Raw genomic sequence first — 16,532 nt, 5'->3', positions numbered from 1 at the left:
CGGCCCGAACAGCGCAAATCCCACGCATGAGATTTGTTCATCGCGGTTTTGTGCTTTGACCCACAGATGAAGTGGTGGTGACCTCTCAATCTGTGCAACCCACAAAGCTGGGTGGATGAATAGATGCTGTCGCGTTCGTCTGTTTAAGCCTGAAACGGTGCTTGTTTAAACACCCTCACAGATACTTCCTGAAAGCTACAAAACCTTGCGCCGTTGCCTACGGCTACGCCAGAATCCGCCGGCTTGTGCGCCTAGGGGCCGCTCGGTAACTTGATTCCCGTCACTGCTCATCAGTGATCGGGTTTAGTCGCCCGGCTAAGGTAAAGCGGTCGCACGAGCATCGTCAGTCAGGTATTCGCCTGTACTTTATGGCAGCTGTGCGCAAGGCGTCTTCGGACGCGCCGGATTTTTGCTTTTCCTTGCCGGTCGACTAACTTGCGCACGGCTGCCACCCTCCGTTTAGTCGCGAGATGGTTGCGGTCCCTACTACATAAGGGAAGCACCTATGTTCAAAGTTACGCCCAACCCACCTGAAACCGACCCGGTCTCCCCCTACGAACCCGATTCAAAAAAACTCAACGAGGCCGCCGAGCGCGCGCTCGACTTCCATTTCCCATCAAACGCCGACATCAAAGCCACCCCGCGAACCCGCAGCACTTTGTTCTCCGTAGACCCCGAGGCCACGGCCGAAACCCTGGCGGTTTATCTGGTCGAAATACTCGCCTCGGTCGACGTGATGGTCCACCAGTTGGTGGATCACTTGGAGGGAGAGTCGCGCTACGCCCTGCTGGGTATTTCCAACAGCATCATGATGGCCGAGATCACGGCGAATCGGGTGTTGGATACGATTGATCTGCCCAAATAAGTGCCGCTTGCTGTGGTGAGTGAATAACTGACGTTGAATTGTGCAGCGGTCCCTTTTTTTGGGACCGCTTCGCGGCCCAGCGGACAGATAAATAGATGCGTCCCCTTTTCTCGTGGAACTCACAAAACCCTGTGGCGAGGGAGCTTGCTCCCGCTGGGTCGCGAAGCGGCCCCAAAACCTGTAACCGCGATCAATCAGGTACACAGCATGCACAGGATTTGCGACTGCTGCGCATTCGAGCGGGAGCAAGCTCCCTCGCCCCAGGCTTTGGTGCTTTACTGAAAAGACCCCAAAACCCTGCGAGTAACCCCACATGAACCGCAACGACCTGCGCCGCGTGGACATGAACCTGCTGGTGATTTTCGAAACGTTGATGTTCGAGAAGAACCTGACCCGGGCCGGGGAGAAACTGTTCCTCGGTCAGCCTGCGGTCAGTGCTTCGCTGGCCAAGTTGCGCGATCTGTTCGACGACCCGTTGCTGGTGCGCAATGGCCGGGTGTTGGAGCCGACGCAGCGCGCCCTGGTGATTCTCAAGGAATTGCAGCCGGCGATGGACACCATCTCCGGCGCGGTCAGCCGGGCCAAGGATTTCGATCCATCCACCAGCCGCGATGTGTTTCGTATCGGCTTGTCCGACGACGCCGAATTCGGCCTGTTTCCGCCGCTGCTCAAGCAAATCCGCGAAGAGGCGCAGAACGTCGTGGTGGTGGTGCGACGGGTGAATTACCTGCTGATGTCGCCGATGCTCGCCTCCGGGGAAATTTCCGTCGGGATCAGCTACACGACGGAACTGCCGGCCAATGCCAAGCGCAAGAAACTGCGGGACCTGAGCGTGAAGATTCTGCGTGGCGATAACCGTCCCGGTCCCCTGACCCTGGATGCGTATTGCGAACGCCCTCACGCGCTGGTGTCGTTTTCCGGGGATTTGACCGGTGCCATCGACAACGATCTTGCGCGCATCGGCCGTTTGCGGCGCGTGGTGCTGGCGGTGCCGCAGTTCGCCGGGCTGCGCGCCTTGCTGGCCGGCACCGATATGCTGGCCACAGTGCCAGATTACGCGGCGTGTGCGCTGATCGAAGGCAGCAACCAGTTGCGGGCCGATGACCCGCCGTTTGACATGGTGCTGTCCGAACTGTCCATGGTCTGGAACGGGGTCAACGATAACGATCCGGCAGAACGTTGGTTGCGCTCGCGAATTGCGCAACACATGTCGGCTGAACTGCCGGTGCTCTGAGCGCGTTGAAATCCGGGTCGGTCTCGCGCAGGAAGATCGGCATGTCGGTCATCGGTGGCATCGCCGGGATGTCGAAATACATCTGGATCACCCAGCCACGGTGGTAACTGGCGTGATTGACCACGTGCAGCAGCATCGCGCCGGCGCTCATGGTGCCGCTCTCGCCCGAGACAAACGTGAACTCGACGGGCTTATCCAGCGACCTCTCGGTCTGTCGGGCACTCCAGTTGCAATACCAGTGATCGATCTCCTTTTGCGCCATGCGCAAACCAGCCAGGTCGGGATGCAGCAGATCGTGTGAGGTTTTGAAGCCGTGCCCTCGGCCTTCGAGGTGAGCCTGCCAGATGCAGTCCACGACGTAGATGTGGTTCAGGGTGCCGATCATGTTTTTGAACACCGACACCCGCTCTTTGTTGACCTCCCCCGGCGGCAGCGCGGCCAGGCTGTCAAAGAGGCGCTGATCGGCCCATTGCTGGTAATCGGCAAGCATGCGGGCAGTGCGTATGTTGATCATCAGAGTTCTCCCATTACGATGGGCGCACTGGCAAGCATAGACCGCTCGGCGGGTGGCAGCGTGAACGCTGATAACCGGCACTTCACCGCAACGCGGCGGGTGTAGCAGTTGCTGCGTTCGACTTGTAGCAGCTGTCGAGCCCCGGCGAGGCTGCGTTCGGCAGCGCAGCTGTCGTGAAATCAGGCGACGCGGTTTTTCAGGAAGTCCCCATTCGCAGGTTTTACGACGACTTCGTCGCCGAACGCAGCCTCGCCGGGGCTCGACAGCTGCTACAAGGATTGCGGTGTCAGGCGTTGCACCAGCCGATCAGCCAGCGCCAGGCCGACCACTCCGGTGCCGACCACCAAGCATTCGATATCGACGCTCACCTGCTTGCGCTCCTTTCAAGCCAAACAATCAGAACGTTCCCGGGTAACTGCCGCCGTCCAGCAACAGGTTTTGCCCGGTGAGGAAACCGGCCTGGGCGCTGCAAATGAACGCGCAATACGCACCGAACTCATCAGGCTGGCCGAAGCGCTGGGCTGGTACGTTTTTGCGCCGCTGTTCGCTAACGCTCTCGACGCTGGCGCCATTGGCCTCGGCGGCCGCGCTCAAGGTCTTGTGCAAACGCTCGGTCTCGAACGGTCCGGGTAGCAGGTTGTTGAGGGTCACGTTGTGCCCGGCCAGCCGCGACTGCCGTGCGAGCCCGGCGATGAATCCGGTCAATCCGCTACGGGCGCCATTGGACAGCCCCAGCACATCAATAGGCGCTTTGACGGCGCCCGAGGTGATGTTGACGATGCGTCCGAACCCGCGCTCGGCCATGCCGTCGACGCACGCTTTGATCAGCTCAATGGGCGTGAGCATGTTGGCATCCAGCGCCTTCAGCCAGTCTTCGCGCTGCCAGTCGCGGAAGTCCCCCGGCGGCGGGCCACCGGCGTTGTTGATCAGGATGTCGACCTGCGGGCACGCCGCCAGCACCTGTTTTCGCACCTGCGGATCACTGATGTCGCCGGTCACCGTGCGCACGTCAATGGACGGCGCCAGGCTGCGCAATTGTTCGGCGGCGACCTGCAAGGCTTCGCTGCCGCGCGCGTTAATCACCAGGTTGACGCCCTCCTTCGCCAAGGCGCGCGCGCAAGCCAGACCCAGCCCTTTGCTGGAAGCGCAGACAATCGCCCAGCGCCCCGATATAGCCAAATCCATGAGGGTGCTCCTGTGGTGTTGAGTGAATAAGTTGGTGGACGTTTCTACGTTACCACTGCTGATGTCAGTGAATTGCGACCGGGTTGATGTTGACCTGGGTCGAGCCTTTGTACAGTGGCTGTCCGAGGACGAACATGAATTCCCAGGCCTTGTCCTTCACTAGCGCGCGGCTGTCGATCAGCTCAAGGTTGTAGATGCCGTTCTTGGCCAGCATGAACTGGTTGACCGGGAATTCCTGGCCGTCTTTCGCCGGATAGATTTCCGAAGCCCAGGTGTCGCCGCCGAACGCAACGATCTGTTTGTCCGCCAGCCATTTTGCCGCCGCCATGCCGATGCCCGGCTCCACGGCGAGGAATTTCTCGTTGTCCTTGCCCAGCAGTTCAAGCCAACCGGTGTTGAACAGCACCACGTCGCCTTTCTGGATGCTGATGCCTTGCAGGTCCAGTGCCTTCTGAATGTCGGCCACGCTGAACTCGGTTTTCTCCGGCACGATGGCGCTGCCGTATACGGCGGTCATGTCCAGCACCACGCCACGGGTGACGATGGGCGGGACTTTTTCGATGCCGAGTTTTTTCACGCCTTCAACGGTGACGAAGTCCGCAGCACGGTTGCCGTTGTAGTAGACGTTGTCGATGCCGATGTGGCCGATACCGTTGAGTTGGGTACCGACACCGGTCCAGCCGACCACCAGTTCATCGTTGAAGGTGAATTTGTTCGGCCCCATCGTGGTGCCGCCCGCTTCGCCCGGCTGGATGTTGGTCAGGTGGAAGCTGCGATGACGGAAGGCTGGCAGGGTTTTGTCGATGGGCACGGCCAGCGGATAGGTTTTGCCGGTCTTGATCAGTTTGGAGGCGTTGATCACCGACTCGGCGTTCAGCAGGTTCAGCGCGCCGATTTCGTCGTTGGCGCCGTATTTCGAGGGATACCATTTTTCGCTATCCGCCGCGTGGGCGGCATGGAGGGTGAACAACAGGGCAAACGGCAGTACCAATCGGGTGAGCATGAGCGGGTCCTTGTGAGGTTGCAGTGGACCCAAGGTACGCAGCCCGTCTGCGCCGAAACAGACAGCTATCGACAATACAATTGTTCTGGATAGTCACGAGTGACACCTGTGGGAGTGAGCCTGCTCGCGATAGCGGTGGGTCATTCAGCATCGACGTTGGCTGACCGATCGCTATCGCGAGCAGGCTCACTCCTACAGGGAATGTTGTAAGCAGGAGGGCATTTAGGGGGTTGGTGGCCATTTCGTCGTTTGAAGGTTGAACTCAGTGCGGATTTGGCGATGAAGAACGCATGCGTTTTACCTTTCAGCGCAATCTCGGAATTTCGCCGAGGGATTATCGCAAACGTTTCTCTCGTTAATCACAGGTTGCAACTAACTGTCATTTAGCTGAACCGCTTTCAACTTCAATATAAAGATTCGACGTTTTTCCATTCAACTCGGCATTTAGCGGGCATTGAAGGTTGACTTCACCGACCTCCCTGAGTAAATTGCCCGGGCCTTCGACGAAGGCCTTTTTTCAACTCACAAAAGAATCCAATGGACACAGTATCTAGTCGCTGTCGGGTCACTGCGAATTCGCGGAACCTGGCACATAATCCGGTCAATGACGGGACTCGACTTATCGGTCGGGTGAGCTGCGCCAGAGCTTGATGCTCCTCCGTAACTTGCCTCACCGGCGTCCGTCCGGTCCAGAGGCATGTTATGAACTTCAAAACCACCGTAATGCCGGGCGTGCGCGCCTTTGCATCGACCATGCGGGTCAAGCTGTGCCGTGAGCGTCTGTTGACGACACGGGTCAATGCCCCGTTTTCCACCCCTTCTGCCCCTGCCAAGGCACACCCTCGTGCCAACTGGCGCGTCTGCCCGATGACGGGCCGGCTTCAGCAACGCTGGAACTTCGACGACAGCCAGGAACCACCGAGTCGGCGCATTGCGCGAATGCTCGGCCTGACCCGCGGAGCCCGCACATTCAGTTGACCTGAAGGCACTTCAAAGTCCTTCCAACAACGTTTTCCTTAATAGGGAATTCGGCAACTTCTTATTGCCTGTTAAAACACTAAGTTATCGGAGTTAGTTATGGATGAAGCCAGTAGACGGTTCGCTGCGTATCAACTTTCCATTGATACGCAGCGAACGTTAAAACACAAGAAAACAACACTTTCGAAATTGATCGCCTGTTTGCGACTCGACATACATTCGCTCGCCTATGAATAGATGAGCGGCCCGTGTGTCGTGCCGCAAGACGGCGGCAGGAGCACACACAATGACGACTGTAAAAACGCCGGATACTCGCGCCAAAGGCGCCAGCAGCGACAACGCCAAACTGTCGATGCGCGCCGCTCGGGAAGCGCAAAACGGCCTGGCCGTGACCCTCTCCAATCTCAACGCCACCCCTGACGGTTTGACTGAACTCGAGGCCGAAGGCCGGCTGGCCCGCGCAGGCTTCAACGAAGTCGCCCACGACAAGCCGCCTCACGCCCTCGTCCAACTGCTCAAAGCCCTGAACAATCCCTTCATCTATGTCCTGCTGACCCTGGCCGGCATCAGTTTCTTCACCGATTACTGGCTGCCGATCAGCCAGGGCGAAGGTGACGAGGCGGACCTGACCAAGGTCATCATTATCATGACCATGGTCACCCTGAGCAGCCTGCTGCGGTTCTGGCAGGAATACCGCTCGGCCAAATCCGCCGAAGCCCTCAAAGCCATGGTCCGCACCACCGCGACCGTGCTGCGGCGCGGACAAAAAGGCAACGGCCCGGTGCTGCGCGAAGTGCCGATGCGCGAACTGGTGGCCGGCGACATCGTCCAGCTCAGCGCCGGCGACATGATCCCGGCGGACATCCGCCTGATCGAATCCCGCGACCTGTTCATCAGTCAGGCGGTGCTGACCGGCGAAGCCTTGCCCGTCGAGAAGTACGACACCCTGGGCGACGTCGCACAGAAGTCGGCGACCCGCAGCGCCGCCGATCAATCCAACCTGCTGGACCTGCCGAACATCTGCTTCATGGGCACCAACGTGGTCAGCGGCACCGCCAAAGCGGTGGTGGTCGCGACCGGTCCACGCACCTACTTTGGCTCGCTGGCCAAAGCGATTGTCGGGTCGCGGGTGCAAACGGCCTTCGACCGCGGGGTGAACAGCGTCAGCTGGTTGTTGATCCGCTTCATGCTGGTCATGGTGCCGATCGTGTTCCTGCTCAACGGCTTTTCCAAGGGCGACTGGAGTGACGCGTTCCTGTTTGCGCTGGCAGTCGCGGTCGGCCTGACCCCGGAAATGCTGCCGATGATTGTCAGCGCTAACCTGGCCAAAGGCGCGATGGCCATGGCCAAGCGCAAAGTGGTGGTCAAGCGCCTCAATGCGATCCAGAACTTCGGTTCGATGGATGTGCTGTGCACCGACAAGACCGGCACCCTGACTCAGGACAAGATCATTCTTGAGCACCACGTCGACAGCAACGGCCGGCGCGACGACACGATCCTCGAACTGGCGTGGCTCAACAGCCATCACCAGAGCGGTCTGAAAAACCTGATGGACCAGGCCGTGGTGCAGTTCGCCAACGCCAATCCAAAATTCAGAGTGCCGTTCGCCTACAGCAAGGTCGATGAGTTGCCGTTCGACTTCGTCCGTCGGCGCCTGTCGATCATCGTCAAGGACAGCCGCGACGATCACCTGATGGTGTGCAAAGGCGCGGTCGAGGAAATGCTCAGCATCGCCAGCCACATTCACGAAAACGGCACGGTCGTGGCACTCGATGCACAGCGCCGCAAAGACCTGCTGGCCCTGGCCAACGAGTACAACGAGGACGGTTTCCGGGTGCTGCTGGTCGCCACCCGCGAGATCCCGAAAGCACAGAGCAAAAACCAGTACAACACCGCGGATGAGCGCGAGCTGGTGATTCGTGGCTTCCTGACCTTTCTCGATCCACCGAAGGAAACCGCGGGCCCGGCGATTGCCGCGCTGCGCGACATGGGCGTGACCGTCAAGGTGCTGACCGGCGACAACGCCGTGGTGACTTGCAAGATCTGCCGCGAAGTCGGGCTGGAACCCGGCACGCCGCTGCTCGGGCCAGACATCGAGAACATGGACGACACCACCCTCAAGCTGCGGGTCGAGGAGCGCACGGTGTTCGCCAAGCTGACGCCGCTGCAAAAGTCCCGGGTGCTCAAGGCGTTGCAGGCCAACGGTCACACCGTGGGTTTCCTCGGTGACGGCATCAATGACGCCCCTGCCCTGCGCGATGCCGATGTCGGCATTTCGGTGGACAGCGGCACCGACATCGCCAAGGAATCGGCCGACATCATTCTGCTGGAGAAGAGCCTGATGGTGCTGGAGGAAGGCGTGCTCAAAGGCCGCGAGACCTTCGGCAATATCATGAAGTACCTGAACATGACCGCCAGCTCGAACTTCGGCAACGTGTTCTCGGTGCTGGTGGCCAGTGCGTTCATTCCGTTCCTGCCGATGCTGTCGATCCACTTGCTGCTGCAAAACCTCATGTACGACATCTCTCAGCTGTCGTTGCCGTGGGACAAGATGGACAAGGAATTCCTGCGCAAACCGCGTAAGTGGGACGCGAAAAACATTGGCCGTTTCATGCTGTGGATCGGGCCGACCTCGTCGGTGTTCGACATCACCACCTTCGCCCTGATGTGGTACGTGTTCGCCGCCAACAGCGTGGAAATGCAGAGCCTGTTCCAGTCCGGCTGGTTCATCGAAGGGCTGCTGTCGCAGACATTGGTGGTGCACATGTTGCGCACCCAGAAGATTCCGTTCTTCCAGAGCACGGCGGCGTTGCCGGTGATCCTGATGACTGGATTGGTGATGGCGCTGGGTATCTACATTCCGTTCTCGCCACTGGGCACTTTGGTCGGCCTGCAACCGCTGCCGTGGGCGTACTTCCCTTGGCTGGTGGGCACCCTGCTCAGCTACTGCGTGTTCGCGCAGATCATGAAGACGATCTACATCCGCCGCTTCAAGCAGTGGTTCTGAAGGCCTGAGCCCCCGAAGTGCGGGGGCAAACCCAAATCACCTGAACACCACAATCCCATTGTGGGAGCGGGCTTGCTCGCGAATGCGGACTGTCAGTCAACATCGATGCTGAATGACCCACCGCATTCGCGAGCAAGCCCGCTCCCACAGGGAGACGCGCTTAACCCTACTGATAAGGGAGAGTCCTGATGTCGGGAACGACTCTACTGATCAACCTCGCAGGCTCCATCGCACTATTGCTCTGGGGCACTCACATGATTTCTTCGGCGTTGTTGCGCGGCTTCGGCACGCCACTGCGTCAGTGGCTGGGCCACAACTTGAACAACCGCTGGATGGCGCTGCTTTCGGGTATCGGCATCACCGGCATCCTGCAAAGCAGCACCGCCGTCAGCCTGATGGCGACGTCGTTCACGGCCGCCGGCACCCTGGGTCTGGCGCCCGCGCTGGCGGTGATGCTCGGCGCCAATATCGGTTCGACCCTGGTGGTGCAACTGCTCAGCGTCGACGTTTCAATCCTCACACCCATCGTGTTGCTCGCGGGTTTGATGGTGTTCCGGCTGCGCGATGACTCACGCTACGAAAGCGTCGGTTGTGCGCTGATCGGTCTGGGGCTGATGTTGTTGGCCCTGCGCATGCTCGGTTCAACACTGGCGGATGTCGAAGGCACATCGGTCTTCCAACTGATCATGCAGAGCCTGGACGGCGATCTGCTGATTGCATTGCTGGTGGCGCTGATCCTCACCTGGCTGTGCCATTCCAGCGTCGCCGTGGTGTTGCTGATTGTCTCGCTGGCCGCCACCGGCCTGCTGTCGGCAACTACCCTCGTCGCGCTGGTGCTCGGGGTGAACATTGGCGGTGCGCTGCCTTCGGTGATCAATGCCGGTTCCAGCGTCGGCCGACGCTTGCCGCTGGGCAATCTGCTGGTGCGTGCGGTGGGTGCCCTGGTGGTGTTGCCGTTTGCCGGGCTGCTGGCCGAGTTGAAGCTGGAGCCGTCGGTGCTGGTGGTGTCACTGCACACGGGGTTCAATCTGCTGCTGGCGCTGGTGTTCATCGGCCTGACCGATGTGCTCGCCAAAGGGCTCACCCATCTGCTGCCGGCACCTGAGCGGGATGTCGATCCGGGCATGCCGCACTACCTGGACGAAGCGGGCCTGGAAGTGGCCAACATCGGCCTGTCCAACGCGGCTCGGGAAGCGCTGCGCATGGCCGACATGCTCTCGGCGATGCTCGGCCGACTGGTGCAGCTGTTCCACACCTCGGCGCCCGCCTGTGCCGATGAAGTGCGGCGCATCGATCAGTCCCTGGACCTGCTGGGCGCAGCCATTCGCGCTTACCTGGCGGACATCGGCAAGGAAGGCATCAGTGACAGCGATGCCGATCGCTCCCAGGAAATCCTGCTGTTCGTGATCAACCTCGAACATGCAGCGGACATTCTTTCCAGCAGCCTGACGCAGTTGGCCATGCGCCGCTTGCGCCGTGGCGAACAGTTCTCGGCGTTCGAACTGGGCAACATCGCGCCGCTGCACGACGCGTTGCTGGAAAGCCTGAGCCTGGCGATCACCGTGTTCCTGCGTGAAGACATTGCCACCGCGCACCACTTGATCCATCGCAAGGAGACCGTCAGAAGGCTCGAAGCCCACGCCAGCCGCGAGCACTTTCGCAAGTTGCAGGAGGACAAAAATACCTGGGCCGAATCCGGCGACATCTTCCAGCGGGTCTTGCGCGATTACCGCCGCGTGCATCACCACATCGCCGCCTTGGGCTATCCGCTGCTGGAGCGTGCCGGCGAGCAACCGGTCGAGAGCACCGACCTGACCAAGGAGAATCCCTCATGCGCCTCTTGATCTGCGCGGGCCGCTATTACGCCGACAGCCGTCTGTGCCGACGGGTCCTCGACGCCTTCCAGCGCCTGCACCCGGTGCGGGTGCTGATCCATGGCGGCAATCAATACCTGGGCGGTGACATCGAGGAATGGGCCCGGGAACACGGCGCCGACATCGTGCGCTACCCGCCCAACTGGCAGCGCCACGGCAAGTCGGCTGAACGCCTGCGCAACCACTTCATGTTGCTCGACAGCCGACCTGACGTGGTGATCGCCCTGCCCGGCGGCGAAGACACCGAGGAACTGGTCGCCCAGGCCCGGATGGCCGGTTTGCAAACCTTATCGGTAGCGGATCGGGGCTGACCATTCTCAGCCACAACGCGATCGTGTCGCAGCTGCCGAGCTGCGCGAGGCTGCGTTCGGCGACGAAGTCGTCGTGAAATCAGCCCCCGCGGTGCGCCAGTAAAACCGCGTCCGCAGGGTTTACGACGACTTCGTCGCCGAACGCAGCCTCGCGCAGCTCGGCAGCTGCTACACGATCGCGTCAGGGGCTGGACACATTCAAAAAACTTCGAGGTAACACTCATGCAAAAACCCACTCGTCTATTCGCGTCCTTCGTGCGCAGTCTGCCAGCCGCCCAAGGCCGGCGCCTGCGACGCAATTTGTTGTTCGTCAGCGTCACCCTGGGCCTGATTGCGGTGCTCAGCTTCATCTCCCGCGCCAACGCTGCCGGCGGTGCGTATGCGGTGGATGACGCCGGAATCAACGCGCCCGGAGAATGCAACATCGATGCTTGGTATCAAAACGGTCGGCACGGTTCATCCAGCACCAGCGTGGTGTCACAGGATTGCACGTTCAAGGGCCTGCCCAACGTGCAACTCGGCGCCGCCGTGCAGCACAGCCGCGATGACGGGGACTCGGAAACCCAGTTGAGCCCGCAATTCAAGGCGCAAATATTCTCACGGGAAGACCTTGGCCTTGCATTGGCGCTGGCGGGTTCGACTCACTTTGCCTTCAATCGGGCCCACGCCTTCGATGGCGCCGACCTGAACCTGCCCTTCACCTACCAACCGATCGAAACCCTGCGCCTGAACCTCAATGCCGGCTGGACCCATGCCTATGACGATGGCGAGCACAACCATCGCTGGACCTGGGGCACCGGCGTCGAATACGACCTGGCCCGTTCCCTGACGCTGATTGCTGAACGCTACGGCCAGCAAGGCGGCGAACAGGCGTGGCAGGCCGGGCCGAGGCTGCATGTCGGTGAACGCATCGACGTGGATCTGATCGTGGGCCGCAACCTGACCGGGGAACGAGATCAGTGGCTGACCACCGGAGCAACGCTGCGTTTTTGAACGATAGGGCGCGCAGAACGGATCGACAGGGAACTCCTGACGATCGCCGGGCATCCTAAATGATGAGGTACTTCCTTTTTTGCTTCACGCTTCAGAGGACATCGCTATGCGCCGTCTGATTATCATCTCCTCATTCATGTTGTGTTTGCCCGTCGGTTCGGCCTTCGCCAAAGTGGACGCAGGCGATGTCGCCACCTCTGCCGGGGTTTCCGCATCGCTGTATTCGACGTTCAAGGATAACAAACTGGCGATTCCCGCCCGTGATGACGCCTCCAGCTTCGTGGCCAGTGGCGGTACGATTCGCGGTGTGTACTTGGAGTCGGTGTTGAATCAGATTCGCCAGGAAAATCCCGGACTCAAAGCCAGCGACGAAGAGCTGGCCAGAGCCATCCTCATCCAGGAAGGCGCTGCTGCGGGCCAATGAAGGTTGAAAAGGTAACGGTGGGGCTCGCGACAGCCGGATAGTCTCCAGCCCTACCCCTTTGCTTCACCCAGCGGACAAGCGCGCCCACCCGGCCACAAGCTGCGCGCTGATGCTGACCCCGCCACACACCACAATCACCACGTCATGGGCTTCGGCGATCGCCGGATGGTCCAGGTACGCCACCGCCAATGAGACACCGCACGCCGGTTCGACCAACTGGCGCAGGTCGTTGGCGTAACGCACCACGCCCATGATCGCCTCGTCATCACTGAGCACCACACATTCGTGAGGAAAGTCGAGGAGGTGCTGCACCGGCCACGCGGCCACTTCGGCAGCGCCCAGGGATGTTGCGACGGTGTCGATACGCGGCAGCCTGACGGGATGTCCGGCCTCGATGGCGGCTGCAAAGGATGCCGCGCCCTGGGTTTCGCAGGTGATGATCCGACAATCCATGCGATGGTGCCGGATCAAACCTGTCAGCAAGCCCGCAAGCAATCCACCACCGCCCACCGACGTCACCAAAGCATCGACTTCAGGACAATCCTCGAGGACTTCATCGATCAGGGTGCTGTGCCCTTCCCACAGCACAGGATGATCGAAGGCAGGCACATACTCGGTATCCGCATCCTGTGAAAGCGCTTTGGCCCGTTGATTGGCCTCGTCCCAGACCTTGCCGTGAACGATCACCTCGGCACCGGTTTTACTGATTCTGGCGCGGGTGGTTTCCGGGGTGGTGTGCGGCACAATAATGCAGGCTTTCAGGCCTAGGGCAGCAGCAGCCATGGCGGTGGCAAAACCGGCGTTGCCACCGGACGGACAGACGACTTTGCGTTTGCCTTGGGCCTTTGCCTGACTGCACAAAAGGCCCATGCCGCGCAATTTGAACGAGCCGCTGGGTTGCAGGTTTTCCAGCTTGAGCCAGATGCGCCGGGTCGGCGTTGACAAGCCTGGGTGCAGAATCAAAGGCGTTCTGATGTGAAGCATTGTGTGCTCCCTTTGGCAGCACCGGCTTGTCGAGGTTTCGACGAGCCGGTGATGAACGATCCTTATCCAAGCTTAGTTCACCCTGCCCCAGGGTTATCGGTTTACCGGTAACGCGGTGCCGCCGATGAGTGGCCGAACGAGCCTGACAGCACTTGGCGCTGGGCCTCGTAAGCGTCCCATTTGTCGCCTTCGTGCAGGCCCGGAATGGTCACCACTTCACCCTTCGCCAGGCCGACCAGCGCGGCATCGACCATGTCCTCGGCGGACATCACGATCTCTTGCGGCAGGTTTTCCACCGGGTTGCCCGCCTCGTTCCAGAAATCGGTGGCGGTTGCGCCGGGCAATACCGCCTGAACGCGAATGCCCTTGTCGGCCAGTTCGTGATGCATCGACTGACTCAGGCCCAGCACGAAGGCTTTGGTCCCGCCGTAAACGCCGTTGAGGATTTCCGGAGCGACGGCGACGATGGAGGAAATGTTGATCACAGTCCCGGTGCCCCGGTCGACGAAACCAGGCACCACGGCATAGGACAGACGCATCAGCGCGGTGACGTTGAGGGTGATCATGTCTTCCATGTCGTCCACCGGGCTGCCGAGCAACGGCATCACGCCGCCAACACCGGCGTTGTTGACCAACAAGGTGATGCTCGCGTCGTTGCGCAGAATGCTTTCAACCCGCTGCAGGTCGGCCTTGTCTTTGAGGTCGGCAGCGACCACTTCCACGGCGTGGCCGGTTTCGTTGCTCAGGTGGTTGGCCAGGGCGTTGAGTTTGCCCTGGCTGCGGGCGACCAGAATCAGGTCGTAACCCTGCCGGGCGAGACGGTCGGCGTACACTGCGCCGATACCCGAAGAGGCGCCCGTGATCAGGGCAGTGCCTTTGGTTGAGAGAGCCATGTTCAATTTCCTTCACAGTGAGGCGATAAGGTCGCCGGGTGTGATCATTTATAAATGGACTGACACTCGTCTCAAATGACGTTTAAAGTACGTTTTTCGGACATAGGCTTTTGAGGGCACCAACATGACTTCCGTGGCGTTCGTGGTTTTCGAGGGGTTCCAGTCCATGGCGCTGGCGGCGATGCCGGTGTTCGAATACGCCAACTTCAGCGCTGGCGAAGCGCTTTACGAGGTCAGCGTGATCTCTGAGGAGGGGCGCTCCCTGCAGGCTTCCGGCGGTTTGAGTGTCGGCACCCAGGCGTTCGATGAGCGGGTGTTCGACACGGTGATCGTGGTCGGCGGCGATTCGATCCTCGAGCAGGCGCCCGAGGCGGTGCTGGCGTACTTGCGCGACAACGTGAAAACCGCCCGGCGCACGGCGTCGATCTGTTCGGGGGCATTCGTGCTGGCCCAGGCCGGTCTGCTCGACGGACGGCGGGCGACCACGCATTGGGCCTATGCGCGAGATCTGCAAGCGCGGTTTCCATCGATCAAAGTGGAAGAGGACCGTATTTACGTGGTCGACGGTTCCATCTGGACCTCCGCCGGCATGACCGCTGGCATCGACCTGGCGCTGGCCATGGTTGAAAAGGACCACGGCGCCGACCTGGCCCGTGCCGTGGCGCAGAAACTGGTGATGTACCAGCGCCGCGCGGGCGGCCAGTCGCAGCATTCGGCCTTGCTGGAACTGGAGCCCAAATCCGACCGCATTCAGACCGTCCTCGGCTACGCCCGGGAACACCTGACATCGGCGTTATCGGTGGAGCAACTGGCGGAAGTGGCACGCCTCAGCCCACGGCAATTCAGCAGGACCTTTCGCGCCGAGACCGGGCAGTCCCCGGCCAAGGCCATCGAAAACCTGCGCCTGGAGGCGGCGCGGCAAATGCTCGAGCGCGGACGGCTGACCCTCGACCAGATCGCCGCCGAGGCCGGCTTCACCGACCGTCGCCGCATGCGCGAAGCCTTCCTCCGGGCGTTCGGCCAACCGCCGCAGGTGATTCGGCGTAATGCCAGGTCGCCGATGACGGCGTGAGCATTAGCGGTCAGGGGGCGGACGAGGGATTTCTTGAACCCTTTAAATGGTGTTGAGGCGGATTTGACAGCCGGAATCTACGTGCACGGTCATCAAGTCATAGCTGACCAGCGTGGCATGCACCGTCTGAATCGGATGGTCATGAGTCGATGTCATTATCACAAGATCCGCCCCCGCCGCCTCTGCCGCAAGAATCCCAACGGCGGCATCTTCAAAGATCAGGCAGTCAGTCACCTCGACACCTAACCGTTGAGCCGCCAGTCGGTAGCCTGCAGGATCCGGTTTGCCGGCACTGACATCTTCGGCGGTGACCATGACATCAGGCTCGGGAATCCCCGCCGCCGCCATTCGCCGCAACGCCAGCGCCTTCGGTGCAGAGGTCACGATCGCCCATTGCTTGGCTGGCAAGGATCTGAGGAAGTTCGCCGCGCCGGACACCTCGACAATCCCTTCCACGTCTTCGATTTCCGCTTCGGTAATCCAGTTGGCTTCTGCCTCGGCATCCACCCCGGGCAACGCCAGACGGTTGATGGTGTCGATGGCGCGGGCGCCGTGAATGGTCGGCAGGAAGGACTCGACATCCACGCCGTGGCGCAGGGCCCAGGTGGTCCAGATCCGCTCGGCGGCGGCAATGGAGTTGAGGACGGTGCCGTCCATGTCGAACAGGAACGCGCGATACGGCGTACTAAAAACGGATTCGTGGGCAGACAAGGATGAGCTTCCTTTGTGTGTCAGGCAGGTCCGTCAATGTACACGACCTACACCGACCGCCGCGACTTGAAGGCCCCTTCAACACAATCCAGCAGTTGCCCCAACGCCCAGGGTTTCTTGATGAACGACACCGCATGCCGCACCCCGGCGGATTCGGGGGTTTCAAAACCGGACATGATCATGATCGGCTTCTCGGGCCATCGATCGCCAAACTCATTGGCCAGATCCGCGCCGTTCCGCTTTCCGGGCATGGTGATGTCCGTGAGCAACAAACCCACCTCGTTCGCGTGCAACTCCAGGTAAACCGATGCGGCGTCCGCGCTAGCGTGCGGTTCAACCTTGAAACCTTCCTCCTGAAGAATTTCGCAGAGAAATTCCAGAATCAGCGGGTCATCTTCAACCACCAGAATCAACCCATCAGGAAGCTGCTCGCCCGCCATCGATATTGGACACATGACCTTGCCACTCCCTGATCGCATAAATG

The 16,532-nt window shown here is 60.5% G+C and carries 16 protein-coding genes; 9 read left to right on the top strand and 7 right to left on the bottom strand.

The annotated features are described in order from the left end of the window. Positions 1-505: 505 nt before the first annotated feature. Positions 506-865: a DUF6124 family protein gene (locus ACA051_RS13275; protein WP_094471914.1), complete on the top strand. Its 360-nt coding sequence runs from the start codon at positions 506-508 to the stop codon at positions 863-865. A gap of 313 nt (positions 866-1,178) precedes the next feature. Further along, positions 1,179-2,099: a LysR substrate-binding domain-containing protein gene (locus tag ACA051_RS13270; RefSeq protein ID WP_497375151.1), complete on the top strand. Its 921-nt coding sequence runs from the start codon at positions 1,179-1,181 to the stop codon at positions 2,097-2,099. Here the strand turns inward: ACA051_RS13270 and ACA051_RS13265 are convergent. From ACA051_RS13265 to ACA051_RS13255, 3 genes are all read right to left on the bottom strand, one after another. Beyond that, positions 2,020-2,613: a DinB family protein gene (locus tag ACA051_RS13265; protein ID WP_497310209.1), complete on the bottom strand. Its 594-nt coding sequence runs from the start codon at positions 2,611-2,613 to the stop codon at positions 2,020-2,022. The genes ACA051_RS13270 and ACA051_RS13265 overlap by 80 nt on opposite strands. Before the next feature lie 396 nt (positions 2,614-3,009). Then, the gene (locus ACA051_RS13260) at positions 3,010-3,798 is read right to left on the bottom strand and encodes an SDR family oxidoreductase (RefSeq protein WP_497310208.1); all 789 of its coding nucleotides are present in this window, start codon (positions 3,796-3,798) and stop codon (positions 3,010-3,012) included. A gap of 64 nt (positions 3,799-3,862) precedes the next feature. Then, positions 3,863-4,801, bottom strand: coding sequence for a cyclase family protein (locus ACA051_RS13255; RefSeq protein ID WP_497310207.1), 939 nt, complete (start codon positions 4,799-4,801; stop codon positions 3,863-3,865). 702 nt (positions 4,802-5,503) lie between these two features. On the opposite strand from ACA051_RS13255, the gene ACA051_RS13250 reads away from it, so the two are divergent. From ACA051_RS13250 to ACA051_RS13225, 6 genes are all read left to right on the top strand, one after another. Then, the gene (locus tag ACA051_RS13250) at positions 5,504-5,779 is read left to right on the top strand and encodes a hypothetical protein (protein ID WP_497310206.1); all 276 of its coding nucleotides are present in this window, start codon (positions 5,504-5,506) and stop codon (positions 5,777-5,779) included. Positions 5,780-6,065: 286 nt separating this feature from the next. Continuing rightward, a complete protein-coding gene (gene mgtA / locus ACA051_RS13245) occupies positions 6,066-8,786 on the top strand; it encodes a magnesium-translocating P-type ATPase (RefSeq protein ID WP_497375149.1) in 2,721 nt (906 codons plus the stop codon). Between the two features lie 188 nt (positions 8,787-8,974). Next, positions 8,975-10,630, top strand: coding sequence for a Na/Pi cotransporter family protein (locus ACA051_RS13240; RefSeq protein ID WP_497375147.1), 1,656 nt, complete (start codon positions 8,975-8,977; stop codon positions 10,628-10,630). Next, positions 10,618-10,971 (top strand): DUF2493 domain-containing protein, encoded by a 354-nt coding sequence (locus ACA051_RS13235; RefSeq protein ID WP_497375146.1) that lies wholly within the window; start codon positions 10,618-10,620, stop codon positions 10,969-10,971. The genes ACA051_RS13240 and ACA051_RS13235 overlap by 13 nt, the downstream gene beginning before the upstream one ends. Before the next feature lie 222 nt (positions 10,972-11,193). Then, on the top strand, positions 11,194-11,964 hold the full coding sequence (locus tag ACA051_RS13230) for a PA4824 family protein (RefSeq protein WP_497375144.1): 771 nt from the start codon (positions 11,194-11,196) through the stop codon (positions 11,962-11,964). 106 nt (positions 11,965-12,070) lie between these two features. After that, entirely contained in the window at positions 12,071-12,388 is a 318-nt protein-coding gene (locus tag ACA051_RS13225; protein ID WP_403101891.1) for a DUF2388 domain-containing protein, read from the top strand. Between the two features lie 63 nt (positions 12,389-12,451). Here ACA051_RS13225 and ACA051_RS13220 read toward each other — a convergent pair whose 3' ends face one another. Both ACA051_RS13220 and ACA051_RS13215 read right to left on the bottom strand, forming a co-directional pair. Then, positions 12,452-13,372 carry a pyridoxal-phosphate dependent enzyme gene (locus ACA051_RS13220; protein ID WP_497375142.1) on the bottom strand — a complete coding sequence of 307 codons (921 nt, stop codon included), beginning with the start codon at positions 13,370-13,372 and terminating at the stop codon, positions 12,452-12,454. Positions 13,373-13,473: 101 nt separating this feature from the next. Continuing rightward, entirely contained in the window at positions 13,474-14,265 is a 792-nt protein-coding gene (locus ACA051_RS13215; RefSeq protein ID WP_497375140.1) for an SDR family NAD(P)-dependent oxidoreductase, read from the bottom strand. 124 nt (positions 14,266-14,389) lie between these two features. Here ACA051_RS13215 and ACA051_RS13210 point away from each other — a divergent pair, with 124 nt between their 5' ends. Then, positions 14,390-15,337 (top strand): GlxA family transcriptional regulator, encoded by a 948-nt coding sequence (locus ACA051_RS13210; RefSeq protein ID WP_497375138.1) that lies wholly within the window; start codon positions 14,390-14,392, stop codon positions 15,335-15,337. 42 nt (positions 15,338-15,379) lie between these two features. Here the strand turns inward: ACA051_RS13210 and ACA051_RS13205 are convergent, their stop codons facing one another. Both ACA051_RS13205 and ACA051_RS13200 read right to left on the bottom strand, forming a co-directional pair. Further along, on the bottom strand, positions 15,380-16,048 hold the full coding sequence (locus ACA051_RS13205) for an HAD-IA family hydrolase (protein ID WP_497375136.1): 669 nt from the start codon (positions 16,046-16,048) through the stop codon (positions 15,380-15,382). A gap of 47 nt (positions 16,049-16,095) precedes the next feature. Next, entirely contained in the window at positions 16,096-16,503 is a 408-nt protein-coding gene (locus tag ACA051_RS13200) for a response regulator (RefSeq protein ID WP_497310197.1), read from the bottom strand. Positions 16,504-16,532: the final 29 nt, after the last annotated feature.

This window comes from Pseudomonas sp. LBUM1669 (genome assembly GCF_059695705.1).
This window is presented reverse-complemented; position numbering and strand designations above follow the sequence as displayed.

Excerpts from the sequence above, each read along its gene's own strand:
- ACA051_RS13275 (WP_094471914.1), top strand. The coding sequence starts at position 506 with ATGTTCAAAGTTACGCCCAACCCACCTGAAACCGACCCGGTCTCCCCC.
- ACA051_RS13265 (WP_497310209.1), bottom strand. The coding sequence starts at position 2,613 with ATGATCAACATACGCACTGCCCGCATGCTTGCCGATTACCAGCAATGG.
- ACA051_RS13235 (WP_497375146.1), top strand. The coding sequence starts at position 10,618 with ATGCGCCTCTTGATCTGCGCGGGCCGCTATTACGCCGACAGCCGTCTG.
- ACA051_RS13225 (WP_403101891.1), top strand. The coding sequence starts at position 12,071 with ATGCGCCGTCTGATTATCATCTCCTCATTCATGTTGTGTTTGCCCGTC.
- ACA051_RS13240 (WP_497375147.1), top strand. The coding sequence starts at position 8,975 with ATGTCGGGAACGACTCTACTGATCAACCTCGCAGGCTCCATCGCACTA.
- ACA051_RS13250 (WP_497310206.1), top strand. The coding sequence starts at position 5,504 with ATGAACTTCAAAACCACCGTAATGCCGGGCGTGCGCGCCTTTGCATCG.
- ACA051_RS13270 (WP_497375151.1), top strand. The coding sequence starts at position 1,179 with ATGAACCGCAACGACCTGCGCCGCGTGGACATGAACCTGCTGGTGATT.
- ACA051_RS13210 (WP_497375138.1), top strand. The coding sequence starts at position 14,390 with ATGACTTCCGTGGCGTTCGTGGTTTTCGAGGGGTTCCAGTCCATGGCG.
- mgtA (WP_497375149.1), top strand. The coding sequence starts at position 6,066 with ATGACGACTGTAAAAACGCCGGATACTCGCGCCAAAGGCGCCAGCAGC.
- ACA051_RS13220 (WP_497375142.1), bottom strand. The coding sequence starts at position 13,372 with ATGCTTCACATCAGAACGCCTTTGATTCTGCACCCAGGCTTGTCAACG.
- ACA051_RS13230 (WP_497375144.1), top strand. The coding sequence starts at position 11,194 with ATGCAAAAACCCACTCGTCTATTCGCGTCCTTCGTGCGCAGTCTGCCA.
- ACA051_RS13215 (WP_497375140.1), bottom strand. The coding sequence starts at position 14,265 with ATGGCTCTCTCAACCAAAGGCACTGCCCTGATCACGGGCGCCTCTTCG.
- ACA051_RS13260 (WP_497310208.1), bottom strand. The coding sequence starts at position 3,798 with ATGGATTTGGCTATATCGGGGCGCTGGGCGATTGTCTGCGCTTCCAGC.
- ACA051_RS13255 (WP_497310207.1), bottom strand. The coding sequence starts at position 4,801 with ATGCTCACCCGATTGGTACTGCCGTTTGCCCTGTTGTTCACCCTCCAT.
- ACA051_RS13200 (WP_497310197.1), bottom strand. The coding sequence starts at position 16,503 with ATGTGTCCAATATCGATGGCGGGCGAGCAGCTTCCTGATGGGTTGATT.